The organism is Paenibacillus turicensis, assembly GCF_050461185.1.
In the GTDB taxonomy this organism is placed as follows: domain Bacteria; phylum Bacillota; class Bacilli; order Paenibacillales; family Paenibacillaceae; genus Fontibacillus; species Fontibacillus turicensis_A.
The window spans coordinates 1,160,362-1,178,759 of the sequence record NZ_JBCMOR010000005.1 but is presented as its reverse complement, the minus strand read 5'-3'; the positions used below and the strand labels follow the sequence as shown (position 1 = coordinate 1,178,759).

Annotated in this window: 20 protein-coding genes; all 20 read left to right on the top strand. The window is 39.3% G+C overall.

Annotated elements, in window-relative coordinates:
• Positions 1 to 9: 9 nt before the first annotated feature.
• Positions 10 to 1,494, top strand: coding sequence for a protein-glutamate methylesterase/protein-glutamine glutaminase (locus ABE099_RS07580; RefSeq protein ID WP_430028950.1), 1,485 nt, complete (start codon positions 10 to 12; stop codon positions 1,492 to 1,494).
• A gap of 27 nt (positions 1,495 to 1,521) precedes the next feature.
• The gene (locus ABE099_RS07575; RefSeq protein WP_430028948.1) at positions 1,522 to 3,582 is read left to right on the top strand and encodes a chemotaxis protein CheW; all 2,061 of its coding nucleotides are present in this window, start codon (positions 1,522 to 1,524) and stop codon (positions 3,580 to 3,582) included.
• A 12-nt stretch (positions 3,583 to 3,594) separates the two neighbouring features.
• On the top strand, positions 3,595 to 4,056 hold the full coding sequence (locus ABE099_RS07570) for a chemotaxis protein CheW (RefSeq protein WP_210087835.1): 462 nt from the start codon (positions 3,595 to 3,597) through the stop codon (positions 4,054 to 4,056).
• A gap of 39 nt (positions 4,057 to 4,095) precedes the next feature.
• Positions 4,096 to 4,689, top strand: a complete 594-nt coding sequence (locus ABE099_RS07565) for a chemotaxis protein CheC (RefSeq protein WP_430028946.1) — start codon at positions 4,096 to 4,098, stop codon at positions 4,687 to 4,689.
• Complete coding sequence (locus ABE099_RS07560; protein WP_430028944.1) at positions 4,682 to 5,179, top strand: chemotaxis protein CheD; 498 nt, start codon at positions 4,682 to 4,684, stop codon at positions 5,177 to 5,179. Before ABE099_RS07565 ends, ABE099_RS07560 begins: the two co-directional genes overlap by 8 nt.
• 2 nt (positions 5,180 to 5,181) lie before the next feature.
• The gene (locus ABE099_RS07555) at positions 5,182 to 5,613 is read left to right on the top strand and encodes a hypothetical protein (RefSeq protein WP_430028942.1); all 432 of its coding nucleotides are present in this window, start codon (positions 5,182 to 5,184) and stop codon (positions 5,611 to 5,613) included.
• Positions 5,614 to 5,628: 15 nt separating this feature from the next.
• Complete coding sequence (locus ABE099_RS07550; protein WP_210087831.1) at positions 5,629 to 6,417, top strand: FliA/WhiG family RNA polymerase sigma factor; 789 nt, start codon at positions 5,629 to 5,631, stop codon at positions 6,415 to 6,417.
• A 77-nt stretch (positions 6,418 to 6,494) separates the two neighbouring features.
• Positions 6,495 to 7,901 (top strand): DUF342 domain-containing protein, encoded by a 1,407-nt coding sequence (locus ABE099_RS07545; RefSeq protein WP_430028939.1) that lies wholly within the window; start codon positions 6,495 to 6,497, stop codon positions 7,899 to 7,901.
• A gap of 45 nt (positions 7,902 to 7,946) precedes the next feature.
• Complete coding sequence (locus tag ABE099_RS07540; protein WP_430028937.1) at positions 7,947 to 8,270, top strand: hypothetical protein; 324 nt, start codon at positions 7,947 to 7,949, stop codon at positions 8,268 to 8,270.
• Positions 8,271 to 8,301: 31 nt separating this feature from the next.
• Positions 8,302 to 8,898 (top strand): DUF6115 domain-containing protein, encoded by a 597-nt coding sequence (locus tag ABE099_RS07535; protein ID WP_430028935.1) that lies wholly within the window; start codon positions 8,302 to 8,304, stop codon positions 8,896 to 8,898.
• Positions 8,898 to 9,545: a hypothetical protein gene (locus ABE099_RS07530; RefSeq protein ID WP_430028933.1), complete on the top strand. Its 648-nt coding sequence runs from the start codon at positions 8,898 to 8,900 to the stop codon at positions 9,543 to 9,545. The genes ABE099_RS07535 and ABE099_RS07530 overlap by 1 nt, the downstream gene beginning before the upstream one ends.
• A gap of 171 nt (positions 9,546 to 9,716) precedes the next feature.
• The gene (gene rpsB, locus ABE099_RS07525) at positions 9,717 to 10,415 is read left to right on the top strand and encodes a 30S ribosomal protein S2 (RefSeq protein WP_430028931.1); all 699 of its coding nucleotides are present in this window, start codon (positions 9,717 to 9,719) and stop codon (positions 10,413 to 10,415) included.
• Between the two features lie 131 nt (positions 10,416 to 10,546).
• Positions 10,547 to 11,197, top strand: a complete 651-nt coding sequence (tsf, locus tag ABE099_RS07520) for a translation elongation factor Ts (protein WP_210087826.1) — start codon at positions 10,547 to 10,549, stop codon at positions 11,195 to 11,197.
• 199 nt (positions 11,198 to 11,396) lie between these two features.
• Positions 11,397 to 12,125, top strand: coding sequence for a UMP kinase (gene pyrH, locus ABE099_RS07515; protein WP_210087825.1), 729 nt, complete (start codon positions 11,397 to 11,399; stop codon positions 12,123 to 12,125).
• The gene (frr, locus tag ABE099_RS07510; RefSeq protein ID WP_430028929.1) at positions 12,125 to 12,679 is read left to right on the top strand and encodes a ribosome recycling factor; all 555 of its coding nucleotides are present in this window, start codon (positions 12,125 to 12,127) and stop codon (positions 12,677 to 12,679) included. Before pyrH ends, frr begins: the two co-directional genes overlap by 1 nt.
• A 71-nt stretch (positions 12,680 to 12,750) precedes the next feature.
• Positions 12,751 to 13,518 (top strand): isoprenyl transferase, encoded by a 768-nt coding sequence (locus ABE099_RS07505; protein ID WP_430028927.1) that lies wholly within the window; start codon positions 12,751 to 12,753, stop codon positions 13,516 to 13,518.
• A gap of 21 nt (positions 13,519 to 13,539) precedes the next feature.
• Positions 13,540 to 14,340 carry a phosphatidate cytidylyltransferase gene (locus tag ABE099_RS07500; protein WP_430028925.1) on the top strand — a complete coding sequence of 267 codons (801 nt, stop codon included), beginning with the start codon at positions 13,540 to 13,542 and terminating at the stop codon, positions 14,338 to 14,340.
• A gap of 23 nt (positions 14,341 to 14,363) precedes the next feature.
• Positions 14,364 to 15,512, top strand: a complete 1,149-nt coding sequence (locus ABE099_RS07495) for a 1-deoxy-D-xylulose-5-phosphate reductoisomerase (protein ID WP_430028923.1) — start codon at positions 14,364 to 14,366, stop codon at positions 15,510 to 15,512.
• Between the two features lie 129 nt (positions 15,513 to 15,641).
• Positions 15,642 to 16,922 carry an RIP metalloprotease RseP gene (gene rseP, locus ABE099_RS07490; RefSeq protein ID WP_430028921.1) on the top strand — a complete coding sequence of 427 codons (1,281 nt, stop codon included), beginning with the start codon at positions 15,642 to 15,644 and terminating at the stop codon, positions 16,920 to 16,922.
• 23 nt (positions 16,923 to 16,945) lie between these two features.
• Positions 16,946 to 18,397 (top strand): proline--tRNA ligase, encoded by a 1,452-nt coding sequence (gene proS, locus ABE099_RS07485; protein WP_430028918.1) that lies wholly within the window; start codon positions 16,946 to 16,948, stop codon positions 18,395 to 18,397.
• The last annotated feature ends 1 nt before the right edge of the window (position 18,398 follow it).

Sequence of the window (18,398 nt, the reverse complement as noted above, 5' to 3'; positions counted from 1 at the left end):
GTGGACAAATTGAAGCCTTATCGGATAATGGTCGTTGATGATTCGGCCTTCATGCGTAAGATTATAAGTGATCTAATTGAAGAGGATCCTTTATTTAAAGTAGAAGCAACAGCAAAAACAGGAAAAGAAGCAGTAGAGAAAATCACCGCTTTAGCTCCCGATCTTGTCACGATGGATGTTGAAATGCCAGACATGAATGGTTTGGTAGCCTTGAAAATTATTATGGAGCTTCATCCGTTGCCAGTAATTATGTTATCAGGAATTAATGAGCAAGGGATGAAAGAGACGATCATGGCACTTGAGGAAGGTGCATTTGATTTTATACGCAAGCCTTCCGCATCAACTAGCTCCTATGATATTACTCAAGTTGGACGAGATTTAAGAAGTAAAATAAGCTCTGCACTCCAAATGAAGGAGCGTAAGATTGCTAGAGAAAAAGAGCAGCTTAAGGAAAAGGAATTACCAGTCAAGCCTAAGCTTAGCCCTCTACTTCAGTTCGATGAAGAAATTAATGCTTCTCAAAAGCAACAGACGCAACAGAAGATGGAGCAGCCAATACCAAAAGTAATACCGCAGGTAAATCCGATCATTCAACAAGCAGCAACAAAGGAAGAAAATATAGGGAATATAAAGGTTAATCCTGAAAAGCTTATAAAGCCTCCAGTCCCATCACCTAAGCCGGTGAGCAAACAAAAAGAGGTGGAGAGCAAACAACAAAAACCAGCACTTAAGGATTTATCACAGAATAGCATAAAGCGTGAAGTACAAAGGCCTATTACAAGCACTAGACAAAATGATAGTGGACAAGTAACATCTGCAAAAAAAGAGCTTGTCACAAATGTAAAGCCGATAACACCTCTTCGCAATAAAGCTGATTCTGTTTTAGATAAAAAGATGAATGTACCACGTAGTACAGGATTTTCCGACCTTGTTGCAATTGGGACCTCTACTGGTGGACCTAAAGCACTGAAAGTTGTGCTTGAACAAATACCGTCACGGTTTCCTGCACCTATTGTCATTGTTCAGCATATGCCTGCTAATTTCACTAAATCGTTAGCTCAACGATTAAATAGCCTTTGTGCAATAGAGGTTGTAGAAGGTGAAGAGGGAATGGTTCTAAAGCAAGGTACAGCATATATTGCTCCAGGTGGCTACCATATGGTTGTTGTACCAAGCGGCGGTGGACAATACAAAATTTCGTTATCTAAGCAAGATCTACGTAATGGGCATAGACCTTCAGTAGACGTTTTGTATGAATCTATTTTACCTTTGACCACATTGAAGCGACATGCTGTTCTATTAACAGGTATGGGCAGTGATGGGGCAAAAGCAATGAAGCAGCTGTATGATTCAGGGGTGACCTCCACAATTGCCGAGAGTGAGGAAACTTGTATTGTTTATGGTATGCCACGTTCTGCAATAGAACAAAAATGTGTTAATTATGTACTGCCACTACATGAGATTGGCGCTAAGCTAGTTCAAGTAGTGAGATAATGGATCTCTTGAAGGAGGTGCCTCACCATGGACATGAATCAGTATTTAGCCATGTTTATCGATGAGTCGAATGATCATTTACAGTCATTAAATGAAAAAATGTTGGAGCTTGAAAGCTCGCCTGATGATCTCAGCATAGTACAGGTCATTTTTCGTTCCGCCCATACCCTTAAGGGGATGGCAGCAACGATGGGGTTTGAGGATTTATCCTCACTAACACACCAAATGGAAAATGTGTTGGATTTAGTACGTAATGATAAGCTAAAAATGCAGGACTATATTTTTGATACGTTGTTCCAAAGTTTAGATGCACTTCAAGCTATGGTTGAGGATATTACTAATGGTGGAGAAGGCAAAGCTGATGTTAGCCATATCGTTACCTCTTTACAAAGTATTGTTAAAGGTGATTTTGTAACTACAAAATCAGCAACAATCTCATCTGTGGACACAACGGCAGATACAACCTCTGATGAAGGAGCAATTCAATTAGATGAGTTTCAGTATTCAGTACTGGAACAATCTATTTCTGAAGGTCATAAGGTGAATTACATTGATGTTGCTATTCGTGAAGACTGTCAGTTAAAGGCAGCGAGAGCTTACCTTGTGTTTGACCTTTTGGAGCGTTATGGAGAAGTGGTTAAGTCTAATCCTTCTGTTCAAGATATTGAGCAGGAAAAATTTGATCGTAGCTTTTCTTTGTTTTACATAACTCAAAAGGATGCTTCTGAAATTAAAGGATTAATCTCCAATTTATCTGAAATTGACACCGTTGAAGTGACTGATTTGGATCATAGTACATTGAAGCAACTCTGCTCTGGTGTAAGGGAGACTGCAATTACTTCAGCACCTGAAGCTCCAAAAGGTGAAGAAGTAAAACCTGTCGCAGTGCATGATGATGCGAAACATAAAAGCGCAGGTGGACACGGTGGTTCTACACCATCTAGAACAATTCGTGTAGATATTGATAGACTTGATGTGCTGATGAATTTACTTAGTGAGCTTTTAATCGATAGATCCCGACTTGAACAGCTTGCTGCGGAAGTTAAACGTTCTGATTTAACTGAAACTGTGGAGCATATGAGCCGCGTTGGTGGAGACTTACAAAATATTGTATTGAAGCTGCGCATGGTTCCAGTAGATACTGTATTTAACCGATTCCCAAGAATGGTTCGTGACTTGGCTAAATCATTAGATAAAAAGATCGATCTTATTGTTGAAGGTGCAGAGACAGAGCTTGATCGTACAGTTATCGATGAAATTGGAGATCCATTAGTTCACTTGCTTCGTAATGCAGTTGACCATGGTGTGGAATCAACAGCACAACGTATTGCTGCTGGTAAGCCTGAAACAGGAACAGTTCATCTTCGTGCATTCCATAGCGGAAACCACGTCTTTATTGAAATTCAAGATGATGGTAGTGGAATTGATCGGGAAAAAATTCTTGCTAAAGGGATTAAAAATGGCATCGTGACTGAAGCTGAAGGTGCCTTAATGTCAGATGAGCAAGTCTATATGTTATTGTTTGCAGCTGGCTTTAGTACTGCTGAAGTCATTTCTGATATATCTGGGCGTGGTGTTGGACTTGATGTTGTTAAATCTAAAATCGAATCCTTAAATGGGATCGTTTCGGTTGAATCAACACTAGGACAAGGAACAAAGTTCTCCGTTCAGCTCCCATTAACCTTGTCTATTATTTCTGCAATGCTTGTTAAAGTAGGCTCAGAGAAATATGCAATTCCATTGTCTTCTATTGTTGAAACTGGATTGATTAAACAAGATAAGGTGAAAAATGTACATGGTTATACGATGATTTCTTATCGTGATAGCTCGATACCTTTATTGTCTCTAGCTAAATTGTTTGATGTGCCTGATTATGATGAATCAGATGAAGAGGAAACTGAGATCGTCGTTATTCGTAAAGGTGATCGCTTAGCTGCAATTACAGTCGAAGACTTTATTGGTCAATCTGAAATTGTAATTAAAAATCTTGGCAAATACCTTCCTCCAATTCAAGGTATTGCGGGTGCAACCATTTTAGGTGATGGTCAAGTTGCTCTAATTATTGATTCTAATGCATTTATTAAATAGGAGGTTTTAGGCATGGGAGAAGAGTTGAAAGTAATCGTATTTAAGCTTGGGGAAGAAGAGTATGGAATTGAAGTAGATGCAGTACAAACGATCGAGCGTATGATGCCAATTACAAGAGTGCCCAAAACTTTATCTTTCGTAAAAGGGGTTATTAATCTACGTGGTGTCGTAATTCCAGTCATTGAGCTTCGTGGACGTTTTGGTCTTCCTTCTGTGGAATATACAGATCAAACTCGTATCATTATCGTTTCAATGAATGAAATCGAAGTTGGGTTTATCGTCGATTCTGCAAATGATGTTATTGACTTGAATTCCGATCTCATTGACGCACCACCAGATGTTGTTGGAGGAGTCAAAGCTAAATATTTAAGAGGTGTTGCCCGTATTTCAGAAGAGCGGCTTCTAGTGATGTTGAATTTGTCCGAGGAATTGAATCGGGCAGAAATTTCGCAATTAGAGAGCTTTGAGGGCTAATTAGTGAAGGATTTATTTGAACATCAAAGAGATTTCAAAATGGATGTACTGAAGGAAGTAGGGAATATTGGAGCTGGGAATGCCGCCACAGCTCTTTCCCGATTGCTAAACAAGCCAATTGACATGGCTGTACCCAAAGTACAAATGTTGCCTTTTGAGGCAATTGCAGAACGTGTTGGTGGTTCTGAAAATATTGTGTGTGCCGTGTTCTTTCGTGTAGAAGGCGAAGCACCAGGAAATTTGTTTTTTATTATGAGTCCCGCAGCAGCCAAAAGATTGTTAGAAAGATTAGCGGGATTTGAGGTTAATGAGGAAGAAGAGTTTTCAGAGATGGAATGGTCAGCACTTGCAGAAATCGGAAATATTTTAGCGGGTTCCTATTTATCTTCGTTAGCAGATTTTACATCTTTGTCTATGATGCCTACTGTCCCTGCCTTGGCATTAGATATGGCAGGAGCAATTTTAGGATATGGTCTCCTTCAGTTTGGTGAAATGGGTGATTCAGCCCTACTCATTGATACAACTTTTATTGAAGGTCAAGACGAAGTTGAAGGACAATTTTTCCTCATCCCAGACCCAGAGTCTTTTGGCAAAATTTTTAAGTCGTTAGGAATTTCGTCAGATCATGATTGAAGAACAAAAAATTGTTAAAGTGGGAATGGCTGAGTTAGACACGATAACCGGTCAAGGCCTTATTCGTACAACAGGACTTGGTTCATGTGTAGGTGTAACATTGTTTGATCCACACAGAAAAGTTGCAGGGCTTGCTCATGTTATGTTGCCATCATCTGATATTGCAAGAGAAGGCACACTAAATATTGCTAAATATGCAGATACTGCTTTGCCTGAACTGGTAGATCGCTTAAGTGATCTTGGTGCTGTAAAGGGTAAATTAGTGGCTAAAATGGCAGGTGGGGCTCAAATGTTTACATTTGGAGGAAAAGGCGATTCAATGAGAATAGGTCCTCGTAATGTAGACTCCTGTAAGCTTATGTTGTCTAAGTTAAATATTCCTCTAATTGGTGAAGATACTGGAGGAAATTACGGACGTACAATTGAGTTAGATCTAGAATCAGGTATTTTATTTATTCGTAGCATACAAAAGGAAGTAAAGGAATTGTAGCCATGTCTGGAAAAGTAAAATATTATTTACTGATAGGTTTTATTGGTTTCTTAATTACCTTTGCGGTATCTTCAGGTAGTAATCTTTTAGCTACCAGCTTACTACGAGGGGGATTGGCCTTCGTAGCATGGGCAGCATTAGCTTTTGTTGGTAATTGGATGCTTAATTTTATGAGAGAACATGGTGAAACCTCTGAAGAAAGTCAAATGTTGGCTGCGATCTCTGAGCAAGTAAAGGGTGGCAATCTTGATTTAACTACTCCTGATGAGAGTGATGAAATTAATGATCTATTGAAGCAGCCAATAGAGGGAGCCATACCTACTACTAATCAGGAAGATTTTGCTCCACTTAATCCGCCTAAACTAGTTAAAACACCTAATGACAATGATCCGGAAGAGCTGGTTAAGGTCGTTCGTCACCTGACAGAAGAATAAGGATGGTGAGGTCAATTGCACGAACGGAAAGCATCAACTCTAAACTATTCTGATTTATGGGAGAGTTGGAAAGAACACGGTGACATTAATGCAAAAAAACAACTAATCGAAAAATATTTGCATATTGTAGATTATGTCTCAGGGCGGCTTGCCGTTGGGCTTCCTAAAAATGTTTCTAAAGATGATTTAGCTAGCAATGGTGTAATGGGTCTTATTGATGCTGTAGATAAATTTGATTATAAGCGTGGTTTGCAGTTTGAAACCTATGCCTCATGGAGAGTAAGAGGCGCTATTTTGGATGGATTAAGACAAGGGGATTGGGTTCCACGTTCTGTACGGGAAAAATCAAAGCGGATTGAAGAAAGCTACCAATACTTAGAGCAACATTATTTGCGTTCAGTCAGTGATCTTGAAGTAAGTGAATATATGAATATCACTGAAAAAGAATTCCAGACAATGTTGCAGGAAGTGGCGGTGATGACCCTTTGCTCTTTGGAAGATCCAATTCGCGAAGAGGAGTCCGAGACAAGGCTTACTTTGCTAGTTGATGAGAAGGCTAAAAATCCCGACCATACCGTTCGAGAGTTTTATTTAAGAGAATCATTGTCTAAAGGGATTGAGAAGCTGACAGAGAAGGAAAGAACCGTTGTTTCCTTGTTATATTATGAGGATCTTTCCTTAAGTGAAATTGCAGAAGTAATGTCCCTATCTCCCTCACGAATATCTCAACTTCATTCTAAAGCTATTTTGCGATTAAGAGGTAGCTTGGAGAAGCAACGCGATATGTTAATGCAGGAAGATTAAACGAAGAAGACTTGAGGTTTTATTTTCTTACTACGGAATTGTTATGTATTTTAATAGTATGAAAAGGGGAGCAGTTTATGGAACTGGGTCAGCTGGATAAATTTTTGAGCGTGACAATTAATGAAGATAAAACTGTGGCATACCTGCAATTTATACAAAAAGATGATCAGTTTTCTTGTACTGCGGACGTTTTACGCCATTTTCTTCATAGTCAAGGCATCAAATATGGTATTCAGGAGGATATTGTTTCACGTATCGCAATAAACCCTCGTGAGTACTACTTCAGCAGAACACCAATTGCCATGGGGATTGAGCCTGTTGACGGGCAAGACGGTAAAATTCGTTATGCGATGCAACTGGAAGACGACCAACGACATGTACCCTCAGAAAAGGACGATGGGAAAGTAGACTTCAAAGATGTTACTCGCCTTAACAATATTTTTAGGGGACAAATCATCGCAGAGCTTGTACCAGCTATCCCTGGTAAATCGGGTACTGCTGTAACTGGAGAGTTAATCCCATGTCGAAATGGGAAGGAAGCCGTATTAAAGGTTGGTAAAAACGTTGTCCTTAACCCTGAGCAGACCGCTTTATATGCTGCCATTGATGGCTTAGTTACAATGACAGATAAAGGGAAAATTAATGTATTTCCGATCTATGAAGTGAATGGGGATGTGGATTACGGAATTGGTAATATTGATTTTGTTGGTACTGTTGTAATTCGGGGCAATGTATTAAGTGGCTTCCGAATTACAGCATCAGGTGATATAAGAGTCATTGGTGGAGTAGAAGGAGCAGAGCTATTTGCTGAAGGCTCCATTGAAATTACAGGTGGAATTATTGGCTATAATAAAGGGCTTGTTAAAGCAGGACATAATGTAAAAAGTTCTTTTATCCAAGATGGTAATGTGCAGGCAGGTGAAGACATTATCGTTTCACAAAGTATTATGCATTCTAATGTAAGAGCTGGTAGAGATGTGATATGTGATGGTACAAAAGGGCTTATTGTTGGTGGTAATATTCAGGCCGCTGAAAAAGTCATCGCTCGGATTATTGGAAATCCGATGTCAACAACTACAGTCATAGAAGTTGGCGTAGTTCCTGAACTAAGAAATGAGTTAATTGAACTGAAGCAAAAAATTAAAGAGCTCATGTCCAACATGGACAAAACAGAGAAAGCGCTGACATTGCTAGATCAGCTAGCCTCGTTAGGTAAGCTTACTCCTGATAAAGTCGCAATGCGTTCCAAATTAGGAATTACTAAGAAAAGTAATATGCGAGAAATCGATGAAATTAAAGAAAGAATGTTATATATTGAAAAGACATTAGAAGATACAGGGAAGTCTCGTGTAGAAGTTCTTAAAATGATTTATGGTGGTTCAAAGATTGTAATTGGACGATATATTAAGTACATTAAAGAACCGACATCCCGTATGGCTTTTTATTATAGTGAAGGGGATATTATGATGTCCTCCTACGTGTAAAATGCTTGGAACTTAAATTATTCCATTGCAAAGAGGGTAGATATGATGAATATGAAACCAGTAGAGATGCAAATTGCTGTTCCTAGAACAAGTGAAGCGACGCGCATTCAGCAGGATCAACAATATCGTCCTTTGAGCGATCAAGCCTTGCTAGCACATCAAAATTCAAAAGAGGCTGAGCATAACCGCAAAGTAAGCCCTGGTGTAGATGAGAGTGGGCAAAACACAGTCATTAAACGTGAAAAAGACCATCCCTCTTCACAGCAAGACCAAAGCTCACATGAGCAGCCTACGCCAGAGCAAGATCAAGAGCAAAAGCATTTTGCAGAACATCCATACAAGGGGAAAAATATAGATTTTTCTTTGTAGCTACTACGAAAAGCAAAAGGTGAGGATAATCGTGTTTACAGAACCATGGTTCTATATTGTTATGCTTGGAGTGGCAGCGATTCTTTATAGCTTCTTAATTCCAGGAAGGGTAAACAACAACATGAAACCCAATCAAAATAATGAGATTGAAGCAACACTGGAACAATACATGGCTGAGATTGAAAATGAAAATCAAGAGCTAATTCATTTAATTACTCAAATGAAGCAGGAATTTACTACGAAGCAATTAGCCGCACAAGAACAAATTGTAGAGTTGAGAAACCGATTGGTAACTGTGGAACAGGGTATGCAGTCTCAAGAAATAAAGCTTCGTACATTTACTTCTACTCAGGAGACAACATTAATGGCACGCATGTCTGAAGCTGCTTTAGCTCAAGCTGATTTAAAACAAGTTGTTATAGAGGAAGAAGCTACACCAGTATTGGAAGAAGTAGTAGAAGAAGAACCTACAAAGAAACACGAAGATTCTCTTCATTATAGATACCCTGAATTATTTGAGTTATATAATCAAGGAAAATCGATAGATATGATTGCAAAAGCAGTAGGTATTCAACGGGGCGAAGTCCAGCTAATTTTACAATTAGCAAACAAGGAGGAGTCCAGTTGATGAAAAATCCAAAGTTTATGTTTGGTCTTGGTGTCGGGCTTATTTTAGGTGCATTATTATTACAAATTATGAATATGGGCCAAGGGACATCAAATGTGACTTTAGACAAAGATCAAGTAATTGAAGCGGCAAATCGCCTAGGACTAAAGATTGTAGAGCCTACTGAGAAGCTAATGACTGAGGAAGAGTGGAAGGAAAAGTCCAAAACTGAGCAGGAGCAAAGTAAGAAGGATAATCAAAAGGACACTAACGCTACTAACAAGGATGCCAAAACGTCAACTGCTCCTGAGACACCCAAAACTCCTAGTGCACCTAGTAGTTCCGACACAGAAGCTAAAACTGAAACACCACAGAAGCCTACTACACCTTCTACACCCACCACTGCACAAGTAGATCAAACTCAGAAGCCGGTAGCGGCAAATACTCCAGCAGCAAAGGAAATCTCCTTTACAATTAAAAAAGGAGATTTTTTGTCAGATGTATCAAGTGGTTTGGAAAAGGCAGGGATCATAGGTAGTGCGAAGGAATTTCAGAAGGAAGCTGACGCAAAAAAAGTGAACTATAAGCTAAAAATCGGAACGTATAGCTTTACTGCCGGTGAAGAGTATAGCTCAATCATTTCTAAAATTGCACCTGGTATAAAATAATTTGTAGATGTGTTAGTTGCAAGCCTTGGCTACTTATGGTATATTAATTGACGGTGTTATAACGCACGCAAATCGATTTTGTGAAGGGTGCTCTTAAAATATAAGAGTCTTCATGGGAAATGACATTTGCGGAGGAAGCATCAAAAACCAAACTTTAGGAGGTGCGTGAAGATGGCAGTAATCTCCATGAAACAACTGCTTGAAGCAGGCGTACACTTCGGACACCAAACACGTCGTTGGAACCCGAAAATGGATCGTTATATCTTCACTGAAAGAAACGGAATTTACATTATCGACTTACAAAAAACAGTTAAAAAGGTTGACGAAGCTTACAACTTTATTAAAAGTGTAGCAGAAGACAACGGAACTATTCTTTTTGTAGGTACTAAAAAACAAGCACAAGATTCAGTTAAAGAAGAAGCTGAACGTGCAGGTCAATTCTACATCAACCAACGTTGGTTGGGTGGTACTTTGACTAACTTCGAAACAATTCAAAAACGTATTGATCGTTTGAAATTGTTAGAAACTTGGGAAGAAGATGGTACTTTCGCAGTACTACCTAAGAAAGAAGTTATCCTTCTTCGCAAAGAGAAAGATCGCTTAGAAAAATTCTTGGGCGGTATCAAAAACATGAAGGGTCTTCCAAGTGCATTGTTTGTTATTGACCCTCGTAAAGAACGTATCGCAGTAGCAGAAGCTCGTAAATTGGGTATCCCAATCGTAGGTATCGTTGATACTAACTGTGATCCGGACGAAATCGACTATGTAATTCCAGGTAACGATGATGCAATTCGTGCAGTTAAATTGTTAACTGGTAAAATGGCTGATGCTGTAATTGAAGCTAATCAAGGCGAACAAACTACAGTTTAATATCGTCTGAATCTTAAATAAATTAAATGAGAAAGGGTGGTTGGTAGGTGTAAACCTCTCACTACCCTTTTTTTAAGGAATAAATATGAAAGTGCTGTTTATTTAATCATATTAATGGGGGTAATTTAATCATGGCAGTAGATGCTAAATTGGTAAAACAATTGCGCGAAAGAACTGGCGCAGGTATGCTTGATTGTAAAAAGGCTTTAGAAGAGGCTGATAACAATCTTGATAAAGCGATTGAAATTCTTCGCGAAAAAGGCCTTAGCGCAGCAGCTAACAAAGCTGGCCGCGTTGCAACAGAAGGTGTAGTACAATCTTACATCCACGCTGGTGGACGTATTGGTGTATTGGTTGAAGTTAACTGCGAAACTGACTTTGTAGCAATGACTGATCAATTCAAGGACTTTGCACGTGATATCGCAATGCAAATCGCAGCTGCAAGCCCTCGTTATGTAAGTCGTGAAGAAGTTCCACAAGAAGAAATCGAAAAAGAAAAAGAAATTTTGACTGCTCAAGCTTTAAACGAAGGTAAACCAGAAAAAATCGTTGCTAAAATGGTTGAAGGTCGTATCAGCAAATATTACGAAGAATATTGCTTGATGGAGCAAAGCTTTGTTAAAGACCCAGACAAAACAATTACTCAATTGTTGAATGAAAAAGTAAGCACAATTGGTGAAAACATTACGATTCGTCGTTTTGTACGTTATGAGCTTGGTGAAGGTCTAGAGAAAAAACAAGAAAACTTTGCTGAAGAAGTTATGGCGCAAGTAAATAAATAAGTAATTTTATAATTGAATGTAGCAGAAAGTTGGAACACATCGTGTTCCTTCTTTTTTAAAAAATAAGGATTTATAACTTGAAAATTATAAATCCTTATTTTCGCCAAAATCGTTTTTGTGAGAGAACGATAAGAAACTTAATGTTGAGAACTATCAAGTACTTAGGCGATCTGCTATATTCTAAGTGGAGGGTATACATTTGGAACAACCTGTGTTTAAACGCGTAGTCTTGAAGGTAAGTGGCGAATCACTTGCAGGTCAAAATGGGTATGGAATAGATGCGGAAACGATCACATCTATTGCAGAACAAGTCAAAGAAGTTGTAGAGTTAGGAGTAGAGGTTGCTATCGTTTGTGGCGGGGGTAATATCTGGCGTGGTATCGCTGGTAGCGCTAAAGGTATTGACCGTGCTACAGCTGATTACATGGGGATGTTAGCTACTTTGATGAACTCGCTTGCTTTACAAGATGCATTAGAGCAAATCGAAGTACCTACTCGTGTACAAACCTCCATTGCCATGCAGCAAATTGCTGAGCCTTACATTCGTCGTCGGGCAATCAGACATTTGGAAAAAGGTCGCGTTGTTATTTTTGCAGCAGGAACAGGAAATCCTTTCTTCTCAACAGATACAACAGCAGCACTTCGTGCAGCTGAAATTGAAGCAGAAGTGATTTTAATGGCTAAAAACAAGGTGGATGGCGTATACTCTGCGGATCCATTTGTAGATGAAACTGCTGTGAAATATGATGTATTAACCTACATGGATGTATTGAACAAAAACTTGGGTGTTATGGACTCCACAGCTTCATCTTTATGTATGGATAATAATATTCCTTTGATTGTATTTGCAATTACTGAGCAAGGAAACATTAAACGTGTTGTACTTGGTGAAAAAATTGGAACAATTGTTAAAGGGAGTGTAGACTAATGCCGGAATCGGTTAAAAAAAGTGCCGAGGAGCGTATGGAGAAAGCGATTTTAGCTTTAAAACGTGATCTTGCTACGCTACGTGCTGGACGTGCAAATTCTTCATTATTAGATCGAATTCAAGTTGACTATTATGGATCACCAACGCCTGTGAATCAATTGGCTAATATTAATACACCAGATTCTCGTACCTTGATGATCCAGCCTTGGGATAAAAGCTCTTTAGCTGATATTGAGCGTGCAATCCAGAAGTCAGATTTAGGCTTAACACCTGCCAATGACGGTACTTCGATTCGTCTGTCAATTCCGCAATTGACTGAGGAACGTCGTGTTGAGTTAGTGAAGCTAACGAAAAAGTTTGGTGAAGAAGCCAAAGTTGCTATTCGCAACATTCGTCGGGATGCAAACGATGATATTAAAAAGCTAGAAAAAAGTGAAATTTCTGAGGATGAATCCCGTAGACATCAAGAGGATGTGCAGAAAGCCACTGATAAATTTGTCGCAGAGGTTGAAAAAGTATTGTCTGCGAAAGAGAAAGAGATTATGGAAGTTTAAGAGACATACAGCGGCCCCTCCTTTTCGGTGGGGTTTTGTCTCTTTTTCATTATCGGCTGGAGGAAAAAGGAATGATTAAGTTTTTTCAATCCTGGTTGGACAAAAAGAAAAGTCCATCAACTGTTCAAGAAACATCAGATATCATACCAAAGCATGTTGCTATTATAATGGATGGGAATGGTCGTTGGGCTCGTAAGCTTGGCTTACCTAGGGTTGTTGGTCATCGAAACGGGATGATGGCAATCAAGAGAGTGACTATCGCTGCTGATGAAATGGGTATCTCGATTTTGACCTTATATGCATTCTCGACCGAAAATTGGAAAAGACCAAAAGATGAAGTTGATTATTTAATGTCTCTTCCACAGGAGTTTTTAGCTTTAGAGCTTGAGGAACTTATTCAAAAAAATGTGCAGGTTCGTATGATGGGACATACAGAAGGCGTTCCGTCGAACACGCTTGAAGCTTTGCGAGAGGCTATTGTAAAAACTAAAAATAATACAGGACTTATTCTTAATTTTGCATTTAACTATGGTGGGCGACATGAAATTGTAGAAAGTGTGAAAAAGGTTGCTGCATTAGTCCAGAGTGGGGAAATGACGATAGATGATATTACAGAAGACACAATTCAGAGTCATTTGATCTCAAGTGACCTGCCTGATCCGGATCTATTAATACGTACAGGGAAAGAATTACGTTTAAGTAATTTCATGTTATGGCAAACTGCATATAGTGAGTTATGGTTTACAGATATTTATTGGCCAGCATTTAAGGAAGAGCATTTAAGAGAAGCTGTTGCCTCATATGGACAACGGACCCGCAGATATGGCGGATTATCATGATTTACAAAAGGGTGTGAAAGCTTGAAGCAACGTGTAATTACCGGGATTGTTGCTGGAGGCGTGTTTTTAGCTGTATGCCTGCTTGGTGGATGGAGTTATCATACGCTAATCATGCTGATGGCTTTAATTGGTTATTACGAATTTGTTCGTATGATAAAGTTGCCTTCATTAAGTTTCGTAGCGATTTTAGGTTATGTAGCGGTTTTATATTTTACTATCCCTTGGGGACTATTTAGTGATCATAGTGTGCCCTTAACAGCGACTTCTTTTTTATGGTTATTTCTTTTGTTGCTGCTAACAAGTACAGTGGTCACCAAAAATACAATATCAATTGATCAAGTCGCATTGTTGTTTATAGGTGCAGTTTATATCGGCTTTGGTTTTGAATATATTATAGCTACAAGAAATATGCCTGACCAGCATGGTTTGTTTTGGACCTTTTTATTGCTATCTTCAATATGGAGTAGCGATGCAGGTGCTTATTTTACCGGGCGTAGATTTGGTAAGACGAAGTTATGGCCTGCGATTAGTCCAAATAAAACAATTGAAGGTGCTGTTGGCGGTATTATATTGTCCATTGTGTCTGCGCTTATATTTGCATTGTCATCAGGGGGTATACTCGGCGTAGGTAGGGCAATTTTAATTGGGCTTTCAGCAGCAATTGTCGGACAGATGGGTGATTTAATTCAATCTGCCTATAAACGTAAATATGGGATCAAGGATTCTGGTAAATTACTTCCAGGACATGGTGGAATATTAGATCGTTGTGATAGCTGGATCATGGTGTTTCCATTCATACATATCCTGATGTTGTTGCCTTAATCAAGAAAAGTACGAGGTGTACAATGAAAAAAATAGCCGTAATAGGTTCTACTGGTTCAGTTGGAACCCAGACTTTAGATGTTGTTAAAAAACATCCTGAGCGCTTTTCAATTGAGGCTTTGGCAGCAGGTTCAAATATTGACTTGCTCTTAGAACAGGTTCAGCAATTCCGTCCTAAAATGGTATCTGTAGGTACAAAAGAGCTAGCAGATAAAATTTCAGGTGCATTACCAAGTGGTACAAGCGTGTTTTATGGTGAAGAAGGCTTGATTCAGGTTGCTGCTCATAATGATGCAGAGCTTGTTATTACTGCGATCGTGGGTAGTGTAGGGTTGCCAGCTACGCTAGCCGCAATTTCAGCAGGTAAACATATTGGACTTGCTAATAAAGAAACACTGGTGACAGCAGGACATATCGTCATGGAGCTGGCTCGTGAAAAAAATGTAGCTATTCTTCCTGTTGATAGTGAGCATTCAGCGATTTTTCAATGTCTAAATGGCGAAAACATCAAAGAGGTTGCTGGAATTACGATCACCGCTTCAGGTGGATCATTTCGTGATCGCACAAGGCAGCAGTTGGAGCATGTCACTGTAGAGGACGCACTGAAGCATCCCAATTGGTCGATGGGTGCAAAAATAACAATTGATTCAGCCACGATGGTCAACAAAGGACTGGAAGTGATTGAAGCACATTGGTTATTTGGACTTCCATACGAACAAATTGGTGTGGTGCTTCATCCTGAAAGTATCGTCCACTCTTTCGTTGAATACCGTGACAGTAGTGTTATTGCTCAGCTTGGGACGCCGGATATGAGAATACCTATTCAATATGCACTATCTTATCCAGAGCGTATTCCCTCCAAATCTTCTAGACTATCATTAACACAGGTTGGCGCACTTCATTTCAGAGAGATGGATTTTGAACGCTTTCCTTGCTTAAAAATGGCATATGATTGTGGTAAAATTGGAGGAACTGCACCAACTGTATTTAATGCTGCAAATGAAATTGCAGTTGCTCGTTTTCTAAATAAAGAAATTTCATTTTTGCAAATTGAAGAAATTATAGAAAAAATGATTGCCAAACATTCGGTGATTCATAACCCTGATCTTGAGACAATTCAAAATGTAGATGCACAGGTGCGAAAACTAGCGCTTTCTCTACTAAGGGATTAATTTGCAAAAATACAAAATAAATTAACAAAAGTAAGTAAAATGGTATTCTCTTGTGCCTCGCTTGAGAATAATGATATTCTATAACAATAGTGGACTAGTTAGTTGGCCAAAAAGGAGGATGCTTAGCTCTTGGAAACGATAAAAATCGTTTTAATGATTGTGTTTATGTTTTTTGTCATTGTAACCGTTCATGAATGGGGACATTATTATTTTGCTAAGCGTGCAGGTATTTTAGTGCGTGAATTCGCAATTGGTTTTGGTCCTAAGTTATATTCCTACAGAAGAAATGAAACCCAATTCACATTACGTTTGCTACCCTTCGGTGGTTATGCACGTATGGCGGGTGAAGAGCCTGAAATGGTTGAGGTGTCTGAAGGGCAAACTGTCGCATTACGTGTTTCAGAACAGGGACTCGTTAGCAAAATTTACCTTGATCGTTTAGATAGTCGTAAAAATGTCATTCGTGGTGAAGTACAATCGGTTGATCTTGTAGATGATTTGCATATCAAGCTTGATGTAGATGGCGAAATCATCTCTTACAAAGTAGAACCTAAGGCAATGATCGTTACAAAAGGAAAAGATACACAAATTGCGCCAAGAGATCGACAATATGGTAGTAAGACCGTGGGACAACGTGCATTAGCTATTTTTGCAGGACCACTTATGAACTTCTTGTTGGCATTTGTACTGTTTATCGTTCATATTCAGTTAGCAGGTGTTCCAGCTTCTGGACCTACACATCTTGAAATTGGACAAATTACCGAAGGTATGCCTGCCGCTCAAGCGGGTTTAAAGAGTGGAGACATTGTTGAAAGCATTAATGGAACTGCGGTGGGTACGGATGCAGAAAAAATGATCTCTGCGATTTCAGGCTCTGCTGGCAAGGAGATGAACTGGAAAATTCGTAGAAACAACGAGTTACTTGACATTAAAATTACACCTACCACAGTGGAAGGTCAAAAAGGTGGTAAAGTAGGCTCGGTCATCATTACGTTTGTACCAACAAGAGATGCGACAATTGGCGAGACATTTACAAAAGCTGGCGAGCAGATGCTAGACATGTCTAAGCTAATTTTTACAAGTCTCAAGCAAATTGTTAGTTCATTTGCAATCGATAATTTTGCGGGTCCAGTAGGAACCATTGAAATTACGGCACAAGTAGCGAAACAAGGCTTTGAACGGTTTATTTATTGGATGGCTTTAATAAGCTTAAACCTTGGTATTTTTAATTTGTTGCCATTCCCAGCATTGGATGGTAGTCGACTTGTTTTTCTTGGGGTTGAAGCGATTAGACGCAAACCAATAGATCCAAACCACGAAGGGATAGTTCACTTCATTGGGTTTGCAATGTTATTTTTATTAATGATTGCAGTCACCTTTAATGATATAGTTAGGTTAATTACTGGTTAAAATTTAGGGGGAAATGGGCAGTTATGGCTAAGGATGAAAAACAATTTGTAACAGAAATTACACCACAAGGCGAGGATTTCTCTCGTTGGTATATTGATGTCATTAAAAAAGCAGATCTCATGGACTATTCACCTGTTCGTGGGTGTATTGTATTTAAGCCAGACGGTTATGAAATCTGGGAGCATATCCAGCATGAATTAGATCGTAGATTTAAAGAAACAGGACATCGAAATGCCTATTTTCCAATCTTTATCCCTGAAAGCTTTTTCCAAAAGGAAAAGGAGCACGTGGAGGGCTTTAACCCTGAGTTACCATGGGTGACTGAAGCGGCTGGAGAAAAATTAGAGGAACGGTTAGCTGTTCGTCCTACTTCTGAAACGATGTTTGGACACATGTACCAAAAGTGGATTCAATCTTATCGTGACTTACCTGTACTTATTAACCAATGGGCTAATGTAGTACGTTGGGAGAAGCGGACATTACCGTTTTTACGTACAAGTGAATTTTTGTGGCAGGAAGGTCATACTGCGCATGAAAATGAAGAACAAGCACGTGAAGAAACAATGAAAATGCTAGAAATTTACCGCGATTTTGTCGAAAACTATTTGGCGATACCCGTTATTACTGGACAAAAAACACCTTCAGAGAAGTTTGCTGGTGCGGTGGATACATTCTCCATTGAAGCAATGATGAAGGATGGACGTGCAGTTCAGGCAGGAACATCACATTACCTAGGAACTAACTTTGCGACTGCGTTTGATATTAAATATTTAAATCGCGATAATGAGCAGGAATATGTGCACACCACTTCTTGGGGCGTAAGCACAAGACTAATTGGATCATTAATTATGGTGCATGGTGATGATCGTGGACTTGTTTTGCCACCGAAGGTAGCACCAAAGCAAGTGATGATTATCCCGATTGGACCTCCAAAAACTAGAGATGCTGTCGTTGGACGTAGTGATGAATTATTTGCTGAATTAAAAGCAGCTGGCATTCGTGTTGGAATTGATGATCGTGCGGATGTGCGCCCAGGCTGGAAGTTTAATGAATATGAAATGAGAGGCGTACCTGTACGTCTTGAAATTGGCCCTCGTGATATGGAAAATGGTGTTTGTGTCTTAGTTTCACGAATTAGTGGCGAGAAAAAAGTAGTTGAACAAAGTAATTTGGTTGCGGAAGTACAAGCTATGCTTGAACAAGTTCATCAAGAAATGTTTGAAAAAGCTAAAGCTTTCCGTCAAGAACATTTTTATTCTGTAAACACATTAGATGAAATGAAGGAAAGCATGGAAGAAAAACGTGGATTTACACTTGCAGGTTGGTGTGGATCAGAAGCTTGTGAAGATCAGGTGAAGGAAGAGACAGGCGCAACTAGCCGAAACATTCCGTTTGAGCCTGCTACGCAGCATGAACATTGCTTAGTATGTGGTGAAAAAGCGAGTCATACGGTGTTGTTCGCAAGAGCTTATTAAT

What these genes read in the sequence shown, in the direction of transcription:
- ABE099_RS07575 (WP_430028948.1), top strand. Translation starts at nt 1,522, where the DNA reads ATGGACATGAATCAGTATTTAGCCATGTTTATCGATGAGTCGAATGAT.
- ABE099_RS07570 (WP_210087835.1), top strand. Translation starts at nt 3,595, where the DNA reads ATGGGAGAAGAGTTGAAAGTAATCGTATTTAAGCTTGGGGAAGAAGAG.
- ABE099_RS07565 (WP_430028946.1), top strand. Translation starts at nt 4,096, where the DNA reads ATGGATGTACTGAAGGAAGTAGGGAATATTGGAGCTGGGAATGCCGCC.
- ABE099_RS07560 (WP_430028944.1), top strand. Translation starts at nt 4,682, where the DNA reads ATGATTGAAGAACAAAAAATTGTTAAAGTGGGAATGGCTGAGTTAGAC.
- ABE099_RS07555 (WP_430028942.1), top strand. Translation starts at nt 5,182, where the DNA reads ATGTCTGGAAAAGTAAAATATTATTTACTGATAGGTTTTATTGGTTTC.
- ABE099_RS07545 (WP_430028939.1), top strand. Translation starts at nt 6,495, where the DNA reads ATGGAACTGGGTCAGCTGGATAAATTTTTGAGCGTGACAATTAATGAA.
- ABE099_RS07540 (WP_430028937.1), top strand. Translation starts at nt 7,947, where the DNA reads ATGAATATGAAACCAGTAGAGATGCAAATTGCTGTTCCTAGAACAAGT.
- ABE099_RS07530 (WP_430028933.1), top strand. Translation starts at nt 8,898, where the DNA reads ATGAAAAATCCAAAGTTTATGTTTGGTCTTGGTGTCGGGCTTATTTTA.
- rpsB (WP_430028931.1), top strand. Translation starts at nt 9,717, where the DNA reads ATGGCAGTAATCTCCATGAAACAACTGCTTGAAGCAGGCGTACACTTC.
- tsf (WP_210087826.1), top strand. Translation starts at nt 10,547, where the DNA reads ATGGCAGTAGATGCTAAATTGGTAAAACAATTGCGCGAAAGAACTGGC.
- frr (WP_430028929.1), top strand. Translation starts at nt 12,125, where the DNA reads ATGCCGGAATCGGTTAAAAAAAGTGCCGAGGAGCGTATGGAGAAAGCG.
- ABE099_RS07505 (WP_430028927.1), top strand. Translation starts at nt 12,751, where the DNA reads ATGATTAAGTTTTTTCAATCCTGGTTGGACAAAAAGAAAAGTCCATCA.
- ABE099_RS07495 (WP_430028923.1), top strand. Translation starts at nt 14,364, where the DNA reads ATGAAAAAAATAGCCGTAATAGGTTCTACTGGTTCAGTTGGAACCCAG.
- proS (WP_430028918.1), top strand. Translation starts at nt 16,946, where the DNA reads ATGGCTAAGGATGAAAAACAATTTGTAACAGAAATTACACCACAAGGC.